The following is a 13873-nucleotide window of genomic DNA, read 5'->3' as shown; positions in this document are numbered from 1 at the left end:
GCGCGATCCGTCCCGGTGGCCATCTTGCCGTACCAGGCTCCTTTCGGTTGATAGATCGCAGGATTTTTGGATCAGCGGTCTGACGCGACGACACGCAGGAAACAGTGTCTCACTCAATCAGGGTGGGTGTTGCACGGCTGAGCCGGCGCGAGTTGGCCGGTTCGCGAAACACCAACGGATGCTCCATGGCCTGCGCCGGGGTCATGCCGCCGGCGCGCTCGACGGCTTCCAGCACCAGATGGTGGTGCGGGCTCTTCACGCACGCCGGGTCGGCGACGGCCGGATCGTTGGCCAGCATGTAGGCCTGGCAACGGCATCCGCCCAGATCCTGCTCGCGGAATTCGCAACTCGAACACGGCTCCTTCATCCAGCCGGTGCCGCGATACCGGTTGAATCCCTCGGATTCGAACCAGATCTCGCGCAGGCCGTGCTCGCGAACGTTCGGAAAGCTCAGGCCCGGCAGCATCTTCGCGGTGTGGCAAGGCAAGGCCGTGCCGTCGGGCGTCACGTTCAGGAAGGTGCTGCCCCAACCATTGACGCAGCGCTTGGGCGTTCCTTCGTGGTAGTCGGGTGCAACGAAGAAGATGCGCATGCGATCGCCCATCCTGGCCCGCCAGGCGTCGGTCGTGCGCTCGGCCTGCTTCAGCTGCTCATGCGTCGGCAGCAACTGGTCGCGATTGAGGAACGCCCACGAGTAGTACTGCGTGTTCGCGAGTTCCAGGTACTCGGCGCCGAGTTCGGCCGCCATGCCGATGATGCGGTCGACGTGGTCGATGTTCATGCGGTGGATCACCACGTTCATCACCATCGGCCATCCCTGGTCCTTGATGATCTTCGCGACCCGGCTCTTCAGCTCGAAGGTCTTGGTGTGCGAAAGAAAGTCGTTCATCTCCTTCGTGGAATCCTGGAAGGAGAGTTGAACGTGATCGAGTCCTGCGGCCTTCAGCGCCTCAGCGCGCGCCGCGGTCAGGCCGACGCCGGAGGTGAGCAGGTTGGTGTAGTAGCCCAGCCGATGCGCTTCGGCCGTGATCATCTCGAGGTCGTCGCGCACGAGCGGTTCGCCGCCCGACAGGCCGAGTTGCACGGCGCCGAGTTCGCGCCCCTGCCGCAACACCCGCAGCCAGTCGTCGGTGGTGAGTTCTTCTTCCTGCCGCGCAAAGTCGATCGGGTTGTAGCAAAACACGCAATGCAGCGGGCAGCGGTAGGTCAGCTCGGCCAGCAGCCAGAGTGGCGGCCCGGGCGTCGCGGGTCGTGTGGGCGGTGTGTGTTGCATCAGTCCCATGCCAGCCACCGTTGCTTGCCCGCCAGTTCGATGAACGCCAGCACATCGCCGCTCAGCCCGCCGGTCGAGAAAGCCTGTTCCAGCTCGCTGACGATGGCCGCCACGCTGCGCTCGCCGTCGCAGCGCTTCATGATCTCGCCGCCGCTCTGGTTCAGCTTCACCATGCCCTCCGGGTAGAGCAGCACATGGGCGTTCTGCGCAGGCTCCCACTGCAGGCGGAAGCCCGTGCCGACGCGAGGCCGGGTGGCGATGCCGGGCGGCGTCATGAAGTCACCCCGTATTTCTGCGCCATCGCATCGTTCATGGCCCACAGGATGTCGAGCTTGAGCTGCAGCACCTCCAGCGCCCGTTCCTGCAAGGGCCGGGTCGTGAAGTGCGCAAGCGTGATCGCCAGCCCCTGCTCCACATCGCGCCGCGCCTGGCTCACCCGGTCGCGGAAGTACGCCATCCCTTCAGGGTCGATCCAGGGGTAGTGTTCGGGCCAATTCGCCAGACGTTGCTTGTGGATCTCGGGGGCGAAGAGTTCGGTCAGCGACGAGCACACCGCCTCCTGCCACGGCGCGCGCCGCGCGAAGTTCACGTAGGCATCGACCGCAAAGCGCATCGCCGGTGCCACATGGCGCAGGTCGAGCACTTCCTCGCGCGTGAGGCCCACGGCCGTGGCGAGTCGCAGCCAGGCCTCGATGCCACCCTCGTCGCGGACGCCGTTCAACTCGAACCCATCATGGTCGAGGATGCGTTGCACCCAGCCCCGCCGGACCTCGCGGTCGGGGCAGTTGGACAGCACCGCCGCATCCTTGATCGGGATCGCGATCTGGTAGTAGAAGCGGTTCGCCACCCAGCCGCGCACCTGCTCCCGCGTCGCACGACCGCTGTTGAGCATGACATTGAATGGGTGGTGGATGTGATACGCACGGCCGCGCTCGCGCAGCTTTGCCTCGAATTCGTCCCGCGACCATGCCTGGGTGGTGTCAGTCATATGCAGATCTGCATGTCGTCCTCGCAGACCTCGATGCCGGCGCGCGTCAGCGTCGCGCGTTCGGGAGAGTCTTCGTCGAGGATTGGATTGGTGTTGTTGATGTGGATGAGCATGCGCCGCGTGCGCTGCGGCAGCTTGGCCATCCACTCCAGCATGCCGCCCGGGCCCGACTGCGGCAGGTGGCCGATGTCGCGGGCCGTCTTGGCGCCGAGGCCGAGGCGGGGCATTTCGTCATCGGTCCAGAAGGTGCCGTCGACCAGCACGCCATCGGCACCCGCCATGGCGTCGAACACCGCGGGCGTGATCTGCCCGAGTCCGGGCGCGTAGAACGCCCGCTTGCCGCTGCGTTCGTCGGAGATCAGCATGCCGATGTTGTCCCCTTCCACCGGACTGTCGCGGTGCGGGGAGTAAGGCGCGGCCTTGCTCGACAGCGGCAACGCGCGGAAGCTCAGGTCCGCAACGCCGGGCACGGCGAAGGCGCTGCCGTCCAGCGCGATGCGATGCCGGTCCACGCCGCAGTAGTGGCCCAGGACGCGCAGCACGGGATTACCCTGACTCAGGTCCTCTTCGACCGGATCGGTGCACCACAACGGCAGGGCACCTTTGCGTTCGCGGAGCATGAAAAGCCCGGTCGCATGATCGATCTGGCCATCCATCAGCACCACGCCGGCAATGGCCGTATCGCGCAACGAACGCGCCGGCTGCAACGCCGGCTTGCTGCGGATCTGTTCGAGGATGTCGGGGGATGCGTTGAACAGCACGCCGTCCACACCGTCGTCAGGCTGCACGAAGATCGACGATTGCGTGCGTGCCTTGGCGTTCAATGTGCCTGCGCGCAGGCCGGCGCAGTTGCGGCAATTGCAGTTCCACTGCGGAAAGCCACCACCGGCAGCCGAACCCAGGACGGTGATGCGCATCGGTGGCGTCGGACGCCCAACCCGTGACGGACAAGCCGACACTCCGAAGGCCAGGCCTGCGGAGCGTCGAGCGTGCCGTAACCCGGGTCAGCGGGCGGCGATGTACATCGTGATTTCGAAGCCGAGACGCAAGTCAGTCGCAGTAGGGGTCGTCCATTGCATAAAGGTCTCTCCTATGAAAATGACACGGACGCCGTGTGGTGCCGCGGGGATTGCTCATTCCCGTGACCCATGGTCGCCCTTGGCGCACCATCGGCACAGCCGCCGGATCATGATTCCGGGCTCATGATTTTCATGAATCGACGCCGCCCGGCCCGGTGAGCCGCTACCATGACCCGCGTGTCCGTACCAACCCGGGCCCCCGCTCATGAGCCTTCGGCTGAAGATCAACCTCATCGTCCTTGCGCTGACTGTTCTCTTCGCAGCGACCGTGCTTGCGCTGGAGATGCGCAGCATGCGCGAGTCCGTGCATGAGGAAACGGTGGCGGCCAATCGCGTCGCCGCGCTGCTGCTGCAGGGCACCGCCTTGCGCTACGCGGCGCAGGGCACGCCGGCGATGCTGGCCTTCCTCCAGAGCATCGGGCGGATTCGCTCCAACGACCTCACGCTGTTCGACGCGCAAGGCAACGAGCTCTACCGCTCACCGCCGCCCACCTACAAGGCCGGCCGCGACGCGCCCGACTGGTTCGGCGCACTGATCGCGCCGCCACCGTCAGTGCAATCCATCGAGTTCCCCGACGGCAAGCTGGTCGTGCGGGCGAACGCCACGCGTGCCGAAGTCGATGCATGGGATTACGTGGTGACCCTCGCCCTCGGTGCGCTGGGATTCCTGATCGTGGTCAACGCCATGGTGTTCTGGCTGGTCGGGCGCGCGGTGCGGCCCTTCGGCCAGATCGTCCAGGCGCTGAACCAGCTGCAGGCCGGGCGCTTCGACGCGGCGCTGCCGCCGCTGGCAGGGACCGAGGCCGCAGCGATCGGCGCGGCCTTCAACCGCATGGTCGGCGAGTTGCAGGGGCACATCGAAACCGAACGCCGCGCGGTGCGGGCCGAACTGCAGCTCTCCGACAGCCGCGATCTCACGCAGTGGATCGACAAGCACATCGAAGCGGAGCGCCGCATGATCGCGCGAGAGCTGCACGACGAGCTCGGCCAGTCGGTGACGGCGATGCGCAGCATGGCGCTGTCGATCGCCACGCGTGTGCACTCGTTCGACCCACAGGCCGAGCAGGCTGCGCGCCTGATCGCCGACGAGTCCTCGCGCTTGTACGACGCGATGCACGGCATCATCCCGCGCCTGACCCCGCTGGTCTTGGACAACTTCGGGCTGGCCGAGGCATTGAATGATCTTGCCGAGCGCACGCAACGCATACATACGGATGTGCAGATCGACGTGAATGTCGAGCTGGCCGACGGCATGCCGTGTGCCGACGTGTCGCTCGCCTTGTATCGGGCGGCGCAGGAGGGAATCACCAACGCCCTGCGCCACGGCAAGGCCCGCCATCTGCAACTCAGCCTGCAGGAGCAGGCCGGCGACGTGACGCTGGAACTGGTCGACGACGGCACCGGCATGCCGCCCGAAGACCAGCAACGCGGCGGCCATTACGGGCTGCGCTGGCTTGCCGAACGCGTGGAGGGGCTGGGTGGCACCTTGGAGATCGAGCGCGCGGTGCCGCATGGCGTGCGCCTGCGGGTGCGCTTGCCCCTGTCGACGCACAAGGAGACCGCATGATCCGCGTGCTGCTGGTCGATGACCACAAACTGGTCCGCGTGGGCTTTCGCATGCTCCTGGCCGATGCGCAGGTCGAAGTGGTGGGAGAGGCCGAAAGCGGCGAACAGGCCTGCATCGACTATCCACGCGTCAAGCCGGACGTGGTGGTGATGGACCTCTCGATGCCCGGCATGGGCGGCCTGGAGGCGGTCCGGCGCTTGCTGGCACAAGATCCGAAGGCACGCGTGCTGGCCCTTTCGGCCCATGAGGACACTGCCCATCCGCGACGCGTGCTGCGCGCCGGGGCGCTCGGCTACCTGACCAAACGCAGCGCGCCCGATGCGCTGATCGCCGCAGTCACCGCCGTGGCGCGCGGCGAGCGCTATGTCGATGCCCAGACGGCACAAGCCCTGGCGCTGACGCAGCTCGAAGGCGACACCAGCCCGGCCGATACGCTGAGCGAGCGCGAGTTCTCGGTCTTCATCCAGTTGGCCCGCGGCCAGAGCGTGGCGCAGATCGCCGAGACCCTGAACCTGTCTCCGAGCACGGTGGGCACGCACCTGTACCACGTCAAGCAGAAGCTGGGAGCGAACAACCAGTCGGAGCTGACGCTGGTCGCGCTGCGATGGGGGCTGATCCAGGCCTGAAGGAACGGGTCAAAGATCGAGGATCGGCCACCCGGACTGCAAGGCGTGCGCGCGCAGGCGTTCGTCCGGGCAAACCACCACCGGGTGCGAAACGGCACTGAGCAACGGCAGATCCCCCATGGCGTCCGAATAGAACCACGACTGCCCGAATTCGGCCAGGCTGCGCCTCGATCCCGGTGGCTGCATGGCGAGCCAATCATTGACGCGCGTGACCTTGTGTTGCCGATAGCAGGGCTCGCCATCGATCTCCCCGGTGAATGGGGCACCCTCCACACCATCCACCGTGGCCGGGCGCGTGGCCACCAGTTGATCGATGCCGAACAGACGGGCGATCGGCGCCGAAATCAGTTCCGTCGTCGCCGTGACGATGGCGCACAGGTCACCGTTGTCCCGATGACGCTTCACCAGCGCCAGGGTCGATGTCGGCATGCGCGGCGCCATCTCGGTTTCGAATTCCTGTTGCCATTGCGCGAGCGTCTCGCGCGGAACCTGCAGCAGCGGCCGCATGTTGGCGCGGTGCATCGCATGGATGTCGAGCGTGCCGGCAATGTATTCGTGACAGTAGGCCAGGTAGCGCGCTTCGGCCTCGGCCGGCAGGATGCCTTTCCGGATGAGAAATTGCGTCCAGGCCATGCCGCTGTCGAAGGGGATCAGCGTGAGATCCAGATCGAACAGCGCGAGCCTGTCGGAAGCCATGTCACTCGCCGCCCGAAGCAGGCACGGGCTGCAGCATGCGCGCCGGCAACGCACCGCGCAGCGCATTGCAGACGACGATGGCCTCGGCGCGTTGAAGATCGTCCCGACTCAGGCTGCGCTCGATGGCGCCCCACGACGGGTCTTCCAACAGGCACGCGCGCATCACGCCCGGCAGTGCGCCGTCGGCCAGCGGCGGCGTGACCCAGCGGTCATCGATCTTCAGGAACACCGACGTGCGACCGCCTTCGACGAGCCGGCCATCGCTTGTGAAGAACAGGCTGTCGAAGGCGCCGGCACGCTCGGCGGCGCGCACGCCTTCGTCGTACACCTGCCGCAGCGTGGTCTTGTGGGCGGCCAGCGGGTTGAAGTCGGGCAGGCGTTCCTCGGCCACCACCAGCATGACCGTTTCGCGCTCGAGAGGCGCAAGGGGCACGTGCTGGAGTTGCAGGCTTCCGTCATGGGACAGGGCCAGCCGCACGCGCCAGCGTCCATCGGACGCCAGGGTCTGGGCGAGCCGCGACAGAGCATCCAACGCTTCAGCCCGGTCGAACCTGAAGCCCAGCACACGAGCGCTGTGCGCCATCCGCGCCAGATGGCGATCGAGATGGCGAATCGCGGTCCGGGCGCCCTGCTCCGGCATCGCGAGCATCGTCTCGAACAACGCGAAGCCCGGGTCCATGCCGGTCAGGAAGCGTGCCTTCAGATGACTCTCGTCGAACTCGTCGTCGGCCCGGCTGTCGGCCACGATGCCGGCGCCGATACCCAGGCGGGCGGGCCGCAAGCCGCGTACTTCATGCCCCAGGGAAAGAGTCCGGATCGCCACCGACAGGCAGAAGTCGCCCACGCGCGCATCGCCCTGCGGCGCATCCATCCAGCCGATGGCGCCGCAATAGAGACCGCGGGGCGTGGTCTCCAACCCGGCGATCAACTGCATCGTGTGGTGCTTGGGCGCGCCGGTGATCGAGCCGCATGGGAACGCGGCACGCAACACGTCCGGAAACCCGATTTCCGGCCTCAGCCGGGCCTGCACGGTGGACGTCATCTGGAACAGCGTGTTGTAAGGCTCGATCGCGAACAGCTTCGACACCGTCACGCTGCCGATTTGCGCGAGGCGGCCCAGGTCATTGCGCAGCAGGTCGACGATCATCACGTTCTCGGCCCGGTTCTTGACGTCGATCGACAGCATGCGCGCGGTCTCGCTGTCGCCTTCCGCGCCTTGCACGCGGCAGGCCGTGCCTTTCATGGGCCGGGCCGTGAGCAGGCCTTGCTCGTTGCGCAGGAAGAGTTCGGGCGAACAGGACAGCACGTGCGTCACTGCATCGACGGATCCGCATCGCGCCGGCAAGGTGATCAGTGCGCCATAGGACACCGGCTGGCGGTCGCGCAGCCGCCGGTACAGCGCCACCGGCGATCCGTAGGCCTGTCCCTGCAGCCGGAAGGTGTAGTTGACCTGGTAGGTCTCGCCTGCGGCGATGGCCTCGTGGATGCGCGCGATGGCCTGCTTGAAAGCCGGCTCGTCCACGCTCGGACTCAAGTCCATCACGCCGGTTGCGGACGCCGGCTCCGGCTCGAGGCTCGCAAGCCAATCGCTCACCTCGGCGGCCGAGAGTCGCGACAGGTCACGGAACATCAGCACGCGGAGTGCGGACGCGTCGTCATCGCCGAGTCGCTCGTGGCCCGCCTTCAAGAGCTTGGCGCCCCATTCGTAGTCGATGAGCAGGACCGCATGCAACCCTGCGCGCAGGTCGGCATCCACCGGCGCCCACATCGCGGCAAGTCCGGCGGGGTCGGTGCAGTGGTGCTCGCGCACGAATCCGCGGTATAGCCTGCTCGTCGGCTGCGCGGGGCTTGCGTCCCGGTCGTCGAGCAGCGCGAAACAGTCGGTGGTCGAGGTTTTCACGGTGCGGTTCCGTCCGCTATCGGGCAATGATGATCTCCCCCCTGCCGTCCACTGCCAAGTCCCCCAGGTGCCTTTCGATGCGCCTCGCAGCCAGCGCCGCGAAGGGTCCGCCGTGGCGTGCAAGGTCGCGCGCCAGCAGTTGCCAGAAGACGTCCGCCCCTCCGAGCGCGGGAACGAAGGTGGCGGGAATGCCCGAGGCCTCTGGCTCGTTGGCGAAAACGACGCTGCCGCGCCGCATGCCCCAGCCCGCATGCGCCCCGGCGCGCCCGCCGACGGCAATGGTGCCGGCCACCAGGCGCGACGCCAGGAAGTCGCCGGCATTGCCATGGACGATAGCGCTGCCGCGCCGCATGCGATCCCCGAATCGGGCGCCGGCATGGCCCTTGACGACGAAGGTGCCGCCGCTCATCCCGTCCATGCTGCCCGGCAGGGTGCTGGCCGCGAAATCGTCCACATCGCCCTGCACGGTGAAGGTGCCGCCCGCCATTTCGCATGCGGCCAGCAGGCCGGCGCGGCCTTCGACGACGAGTTCGCCTGCCGTCATGCAGCCGCCGGCATGGTGCCCGACGTTGCCGTCGACATGGATGCGGCCTCCCGCCAACTGCCAGCCCACGCGATCGAAGCGCGACAGGTCGCCGTCGAAGATGAGCGAATCGTTGTGCTCGTGCGGCTCGATCCGGAAGAATTCGGCCAAGGGGATCCGTGCATTGCCATATCCTAAGTGCAGGCGCTCGACCTCGGCCGCCGACAGGCCCGCCAGCGCTGTCGGCGTCACGCCGCGCAGGTCCACCCGAAGCGCAGGCGATGCCTTGAGCGTCAATCGCCAGCCGCTCATGGCCCGCCCTCCCCCAGCAGCTTGTGCAGATGGAAATGGAACGGACCGAGCTTGCCGCCGTAGTTGCCCGCAGAAATCCGCAGCAGCCCCTTCGCTGCACCGCATGCGATACCTGCCTGCATGCCCACGCGCATCGCTTCGCCGACATCGGCTTCGGTCAGCCCATCGATCACGATCTCCATCACGCAGCGTGTCTGCGGCGTCAGTTCGCTGCGCGGCACCAGGCCGTAGAGGCTGGGGCAGAACGCATCGTTGGTCGACGCGTTGAGCGCCGCATACTTGCTGCCCACTTTGGAGCCGGAGCGCACCACCCCGCCGGGGAAGGGCATGATCACATTGGGAAGCGCCTTCATCGCGAGCACGGCGGCCTCTGCGACGGCCAGCGCGCTGTCGGTGTCGCTGCACAAAAGCAGCAGGTTGCCGCCGCCCACGCCCTTCACCACCGCCGTGCTTTCCTGCGCAACGAACTCGCCGTCCATCACCGGCACCCGCCAATAGCGGATGCCATCGATCACCTTGGAAATCTGCCAGCCGTCGCCGAAGAAGCGCAGGTTCTGCCCGAGCGCGATCGCTTCCCCTTCGGCGATGCCGGCGTAGACCGCCGTCGTCGGGCAGGTCAGCACGCATTGGCCGACACGCCGCTCGACCTGCTTGGCCAACTCCTTGCCCGACATCGAGAAGATCAGCACGCTGAGGCCGGGGCGTCCGTCGGGCGTCTCTTCGGGGCCGAGTTCACGCTCGATGCCGGCCTCGCACCCACAGGCAATCACCGAGGTGGCCAAGCCGGTCGCCGACACCGCCGCGTGACGCGCCCAGTCGGTGTTGTGCGCGGTGATGATGATGCGCGTCGCCTTCATCGGAAAGGCTTCGGCGAAGCCATCGTCGATCTGTACGCCGTTGCGGATCAGGGCATCGCTCACTGGATAACCTCCGTGCGACGCACTGCGGTGCGAGCTTGCTTGGAGCGGTCCGGCGCGGCGCTCATGACACACCCTTGAAACACGCCGCCGGCAGCAGGCGCCCGCCGTTGCAGCAACGGCACAGCTCGTCGTGGCCGATCGCGATGTGGTCGAAGTTCACCGAGCCGCGCGCCGCGAGATGCCGGCGCAAGGTCTTCTCGATGCCGCGGTCAAAGTCCGGCTCGACGAAGTGGGTGCCGCCGACCGGCACCGCGGTGACGCGCCCTCCCCGTGCCACGAGCGCACCGTCCTTGAAGACGTACTCGGGCGCGGAGAACATGGCTTCGCGGTCGGCCTGCTCGCGGTACACCGCGATGTCCGCGGCCGCCCCCACGCCCAGGTGGCCGCGGTCGCGCAGACCCAGCAGCCTTGCCGGCGCGGCGCGGGTCATGATGGCGATCTCGCGCAGCGTCAGCTCGCGCGTGATCGAGCGCAACGCGCAATTCGCCGCCACGTCCGGATGCAGCCTGGCCAGTTGTTCCTCGCGGAAGGTGCGATCCATCAGCAGGCGGATCAGGTGCGGGTAGCTGGTGAACGGTCCGCCGTTGGGATGGTCGGTGGTCAGCACCACCCGCCACGGGTCTTTGACGAGCAGGAAGATCTCCAGCCCGATGACCCACTGCAATGCGTTCACATAGCTCTGCTCGCGGTACTTGAACGGAACGACACCGCAACCGGCCTCGCACTCGATGTCGCTGCCGACCCACTTGCGCGGGCTGGCGAGTCCGGATTGGGCATGCTGGCGCATCGAGTCGGCCGAGGCCGTGACGGTCTGGCCGAACATGATCTGTCCGACATCGATGCTGACGTTCGGGTTGGCATTGACGGCCTCGGCGAGTTGCAGTGCCGCGGATGAAAACTTCTTCGGCCCTTCCGTGCCGTAGGCGTGGAACTGGACATGCGTCAGGTGCGCGGGCAAGCCCTCCAGCGCCTGGATGGTCTGGAGCGTCGATTCAATGTTGCCGGCCACGCCCAGATTGCTGCCGTGGATGTGCAGCGGGTGCGGCACGCCGAGTTCGCGGAGAGCCCGCGCCAACGTATGAACCACCTGACGCGGCGTGACCTGCCAGTGGACATGGCGCTCGTCGACGTCCAGCTTGCGCTGGTTGAACTTGAAGGCGGAAATGCCTGCAGGATTGACCACCTTGACGCCCATTGCCTTGGTGGCGTGCATCGTCCAGCCCATGTAGTCGCGGATGGCCTCGAACGTATGCCCGGCCTCGCCGCCCTTGGAAAGCAGTTCGAGAAACAGCTCGTCATTGCCGAGCATCACGTAGGCGCCGTGGTCGAGGATCGGCGTGTCGCCCATCTCCATGTGCGCCTGGCGTGCATTGCTCGCGATCATGGCCGGCTCGAAGGCCGCGGTGTAGCCCATCTCCACATAGCGGTAGCCCGTGGCCAGCGTGCCGGGCGCACAGCCGCCGCACGACGCCAGTTCGAGCGAATTGCCCGGGAGTGCGATCGGATTGCCGTTGGCCCGATGGTCCTCGGGCATCAGCAGGCGCGCGAGGTTGATCTTGCCGCCGCCGATGTGCGTGTGCATGTCGATGCCGCCCGCCATCACGACGCAGCCGCTTGCGTCGATCTCGGCATCGACCGGATCGCGCGTGTCGAGCGTTGCAATGCGGCCATCCAGCACGCACAGGTCGCGCACGGTGTCGGTGGCTTGGGTCGGATCGATGAGCCGACCGCCGCGAAGGCGCAGGCTGCTCATGGGCTGGCTTTCACGCGCAACGCCGAGACGCCCTGCGCGATGCTGCCGAGCACGTCGGCCACCGTCGGCAAGGTGTCGCGATAGACCGGGACCAGCGGCAGCACCGCGCCGCCGTCGGCCCGAAAGAGATGGCCGGCCGATCCGATACCCGGTGTCGATACCGGAATGAAGACGCTCCCGACGCGCGCGGCCGAGGGACCAAGGGCGGGGTGCCCCAGCACAACGAGCGGCGCCTGTGTCGCGGGCGGCGCACATGTGGCGTCGAAGCTCGAAATCCACAGCAAACTGTCCACAGCCGCGTCGGCCAGGAGGCGCACGGCATCGAAGCACAGCGGTTCGTGCTCCAGCCCCACCGGGCCGGCACGCGAGCGCAAGGGCAACCCCGAGAGCCAGGTGAATACCTGGTTCACCGTGCCCGCGCCGTTGCCGCCACCGAGCCACATCGCAGCCGCGCGCGTGGTGGTGTTCAGCGTACCGACGATCCGATGGACGCCTTCGATGATCAACGCGCCTTGCGCCGGTAGCTGGCCCGTTTGGCCGACGATCACCGCGTAGCGTGCGGCGAGCAAGCGCTCGGCCAATGCAGCGAGCAGCGAAGGGACGTCGCGCACGGCACGTCGGGCCAGAAGCGCCGACAGCAATGCCACGGTCGAGAACAGGTCGCCGTGCAGGGGGACCGACTCGGTCGTGACGCCACCGTGACTGGCGAGCGCCGCCAAGGCCGCCAAGGCCGCCAAGGCCGCCGGGTCGGATGCCTCATCCCCCAATAGCACCACGTGTCGCTGCGGCACCAGGCCTTCCTCCCCCAAACCGCAACGCGCAAAGAATTCGGCAGCTTCGCCGCCAGGCAGTTCGCCGAGGCAAACGATGAGGTCGGCGCGGGTTCGCACTTCGGCCAGCGTGGTGGTGAAGGCGCCGCGATCCTGCAGCGATCGCACGGCATGCATCAGCGCCTCGCCGCCTGCGGGGTCGCAGATCGCGCCCGTCTCGCAGGCCAGACGGTAGACGGCGCGCCCGCCCGCCACATCGGTACCCAGGCCGCCGAAGAGCGGTTGCCGGCTCGCCGCCAGGATGCGGGAAGCGGCAGCGACCGCATCGGCCAGATCGACAGCTTGCCCGTCGACCATGGGTGTTGCCGCAGAGGGCGTGCCCGAAAACTGCGCCAGGCCGATGCGCGCGCTGGCGCACTCGCCATCGGCCAGTTCCAGCGTTGTGGTTGCGCTGGCCCGGACGCTCAGGTTGTCGCAAAGCAACAGACAGAAAGGGCAGGTCCAGCGCACCGCACCGCCTTCCGTCGCCAGCAAAGATTCGGTCATCGCGCTGCTTCACGCAAGCGATGTGCCACTGCACGCCACGCCGATGCCCTCCCCGGTGCGAACGGACGTCCTTCAGAAGTGAAACACTGTGTGGCGCGCCGTGTTGCAGTTCTGGCCTGAGCGCACGCTCGCAGGCCCGCGGCGCAACAGTATCGCGTTGGCACGAAACGTGATGCGGCAACATCCATGATGCGAACCCACTCTGGTTTGGCTCAGCCGCCCACGCGGGGCAGCCCGCCGTCATGCAGCGCGCTGGCCACCAGCCAGGCACCGGCGCCGGCGTCGCTGGCTGCCTGCAGGTCACTCTGGTTGCGGATGCCGCCGGCCCCGACGACGAAGGTCGTGGGCGATTTGCGACGCACATCGGCCAGCGTCTCCAGGTCGGGGCCCGCACCCGCGCCGACGCGTTCGAGCGTCATGACGATCACGCGCCGGGGCCACAGGGCGGGCGCGTCCCAGCAACCCGCGACGTCCAGATGCTGGCCATCGCGGCGATCCAGCGACAGCACGCCGTCCCCTTCACCGTCGAAGCAGCGCTCGAGCTCTTCGCGCGACGCCAGCGATTCGCTGCCGAAGACCGGGACGACCTGTTCGCTCGCGGCGCCGAGTTCCAGCCGGAGCGCATCAGCCGCGTGTGCGTTGGCAAAGCCGGCATCGAGCCACAGTTCGAGCCCGGGCATGGCTTGCAGCAGCGTGCGCAAGACCGCAGACTGGCCGGGGCGTCCGAGCAAGGCGTCAAGGTCGGCCACGTACAGCTGCCGCGTGGCGCAGTGCTCGCACAGGATCTTCGCCACCGTCACCGGATCGCTGCTGTTGCACAGCCGCGACTCGATGGGCCGATACGACTGGCGGTTGCCGCGCACGGCACGCACCACTTGACCCTGCATGAGGTCGATGACGGGAATGAGGTTCATGTCGAG

Annotated in this window: 14 protein-coding genes; 2 read left to right on the top strand and 12 right to left on the bottom strand. The window is 67.3% G+C overall.

What is annotated here, in order from left to right; translation table 11 throughout:
* Window positions 1-109: 109 nt before the first annotated feature.
* The 5 genes from pqqE to pqqA all read right to left on the bottom strand — a co-directional run bounded on the left by pqqE (window position 110) and on the right by pqqA (window position 3340).
* Window positions 110-1282, bottom strand: coding sequence for a pyrroloquinoline quinone biosynthesis protein PqqE (gene pqqE, locus AC1DHL_RS08645; protein ID WP_478161731.1), 1173 nt, complete (start codon window positions 1280-1282; stop codon window positions 110-112).
* Complete coding sequence (pqqD, locus tag AC1DHL_RS08640; protein WP_478104018.1) at window positions 1273-1548, bottom strand: pyrroloquinoline quinone biosynthesis peptide chaperone PqqD; 276 nt, start codon at window positions 1546-1548, stop codon at window positions 1273-1275. The genes pqqE and pqqD overlap by 10 nt, the downstream gene beginning before the upstream one ends.
* Window positions 1545-2261 carry a pyrroloquinoline-quinone synthase PqqC gene (gene pqqC / locus AC1DHL_RS08635; protein WP_478104017.1) on the bottom strand — a complete coding sequence of 239 codons (717 nt, stop codon included), beginning with the start codon at window positions 2259-2261 and terminating at the stop codon, window positions 1545-1547. The genes pqqD and pqqC overlap by 4 nt, the downstream gene beginning before the upstream one ends.
* Window positions 2258-3178 (bottom strand): pyrroloquinoline quinone biosynthesis protein PqqB, encoded by a 921-nt coding sequence (pqqB, locus tag AC1DHL_RS08630; protein ID WP_478104016.1) that lies wholly within the window; start codon window positions 3176-3178, stop codon window positions 2258-2260. Before pqqB ends, pqqC begins: the two co-directional genes overlap by 4 nt.
* A gap of 87 nt (window positions 3179-3265) precedes the next feature.
* Window positions 3266-3340, bottom strand: coding sequence for a pyrroloquinoline quinone precursor peptide PqqA (gene pqqA / locus AC1DHL_RS08625; protein ID WP_478104087.1), 75 nt, complete (start codon window positions 3338-3340; stop codon window positions 3266-3268).
* Window positions 3341-3545: 205 nt separating this feature from the next.
* Between pqqA and AC1DHL_RS08620 the strand changes: the two genes are divergently transcribed.
* On the top strand, window positions 3546-4907 hold the full coding sequence (locus AC1DHL_RS08620; protein WP_478161730.1) for an ATP-binding protein: 1362 nt from the start codon (window positions 3546-3548) through the stop codon (window positions 4905-4907).
* The gene (locus AC1DHL_RS08615; protein WP_478104013.1) at window positions 4904-5533 is read left to right on the top strand and encodes a response regulator; all 630 of its coding nucleotides are present in this window, start codon (window positions 4904-4906) and stop codon (window positions 5531-5533) included. The genes AC1DHL_RS08620 and AC1DHL_RS08615 overlap by 4 nt, the downstream gene beginning before the upstream one ends.
* A 9-nt stretch (window positions 5534-5542) precedes the next feature.
* On the opposite strand, the gene AC1DHL_RS08610 is transcribed toward AC1DHL_RS08615, so the two are convergent.
* The 7 genes from AC1DHL_RS08610 to AC1DHL_RS08580 all read right to left on the bottom strand — a co-directional run bounded on the left by AC1DHL_RS08610 (window position 5543) and on the right by AC1DHL_RS08580 (window position 13867).
* Window positions 5543-6229: an HAD family hydrolase gene (locus AC1DHL_RS08610; RefSeq protein ID WP_478161729.1), complete on the bottom strand. Its 687-nt coding sequence runs from the start codon at window positions 6227-6229 to the stop codon at window positions 5543-5545.
* A 1-nt stretch (window position 6230) separates the two neighbouring features.
* Window positions 6231-8129 (bottom strand): chorismate-binding protein, encoded by a 1899-nt coding sequence (locus AC1DHL_RS08605; RefSeq protein WP_478161728.1) that lies wholly within the window; start codon window positions 8127-8129, stop codon window positions 6231-6233.
* Between the two features lie 16 nt (window positions 8130-8145).
* A complete protein-coding gene (locus AC1DHL_RS08600) occupies window positions 8146-8964 on the bottom strand; it encodes a formylmethanofuran dehydrogenase subunit C (RefSeq protein WP_478161727.1) in 819 nt (272 codons plus the stop codon).
* Window positions 8961-9884 (bottom strand): formylmethanofuran--tetrahydromethanopterin N-formyltransferase, encoded by a 924-nt coding sequence (gene fhcD / locus AC1DHL_RS08595; RefSeq protein ID WP_478161726.1) that lies wholly within the window; start codon window positions 9882-9884, stop codon window positions 8961-8963. The genes AC1DHL_RS08600 and fhcD overlap by 4 nt, the downstream gene beginning before the upstream one ends.
* A gap of 61 nt (window positions 9885-9945) precedes the next feature.
* Window positions 9946-11637 (bottom strand): formylmethanofuran dehydrogenase subunit A, encoded by a 1692-nt coding sequence (locus tag AC1DHL_RS08590; RefSeq protein WP_478161725.1) that lies wholly within the window; start codon window positions 11635-11637, stop codon window positions 9946-9948.
* A complete protein-coding gene (locus tag AC1DHL_RS08585; RefSeq protein ID WP_478161724.1) occupies window positions 11634-12953 on the bottom strand; it encodes a molybdopterin-binding domain-containing protein in 1320 nt (439 codons plus the stop codon). The genes AC1DHL_RS08590 and AC1DHL_RS08585 overlap by 4 nt, the downstream gene beginning before the upstream one ends.
* Before the next feature lie 212 nt (window positions 12954-13165).
* Window positions 13166-13867, bottom strand: a complete 702-nt coding sequence (locus tag AC1DHL_RS08580; RefSeq protein WP_478161723.1) for a HisA/HisF-related TIM barrel protein — start codon at window positions 13865-13867, stop codon at window positions 13166-13168.
* Between the last annotated feature and the right edge of the window lie 6 nt (window positions 13868-13873).

The organism is Variovorax sp. 10L426, from assembly GCF_056395305.1.
This window is presented reverse-complemented; position numbering and strand designations above follow the sequence as displayed.

Excerpts from the sequence above, each read along its gene's own strand:
- pqqE (WP_478161731.1), bottom strand. The coding sequence starts at position 1,282 with ATGGGACTGATGCAACACACACCGCCCACACGACCCGCGACGCCCGGG.
- pqqD (WP_478104018.1), bottom strand. The coding sequence starts at position 1,548 with ATGACGCCGCCCGGCATCGCCACCCGGCCTCGCGTCGGCACGGGCTTC.
- pqqC (WP_478104017.1), bottom strand. The coding sequence starts at position 2,261 with ATGACTGACACCACCCAGGCATGGTCGCGGGACGAATTCGAGGCAAAG.
- pqqB (WP_478104016.1), bottom strand. The coding sequence starts at position 3,178 with ATGCGCATCACCGTCCTGGGTTCGGCTGCCGGTGGTGGCTTTCCGCAG.
- AC1DHL_RS08620 (WP_478161730.1), top strand. The coding sequence starts at position 3,546 with ATGAGCCTTCGGCTGAAGATCAACCTCATCGTCCTTGCGCTGACTGTT.
- AC1DHL_RS08615 (WP_478104013.1), top strand. The coding sequence starts at position 4,904 with ATGATCCGCGTGCTGCTGGTCGATGACCACAAACTGGTCCGCGTGGGC.
- AC1DHL_RS08610 (WP_478161729.1), bottom strand. The coding sequence starts at position 6,229 with ATGGCTTCCGACAGGCTCGCGCTGTTCGATCTGGATCTCACGCTGATC.
- AC1DHL_RS08600 (WP_478161727.1), bottom strand. The coding sequence starts at position 8,964 with ATGAGCGGCTGGCGATTGACGCTCAAGGCATCGCCTGCGCTTCGGGTG.
- AC1DHL_RS08590 (WP_478161725.1), bottom strand. The coding sequence starts at position 11,637 with ATGAGCAGCCTGCGCCTTCGCGGCGGTCGGCTCATCGATCCGACCCAA.
- AC1DHL_RS08585 (WP_478161724.1), bottom strand. The coding sequence starts at position 12,953 with ATGACCGAATCTTTGCTGGCGACGGAAGGCGGTGCGGTGCGCTGGACC.
- AC1DHL_RS08580 (WP_478161723.1), bottom strand. The coding sequence starts at position 13,867 with ATGAACCTCATTCCCGTCATCGACCTCATGCAGGGTCAAGTGGTGCGT.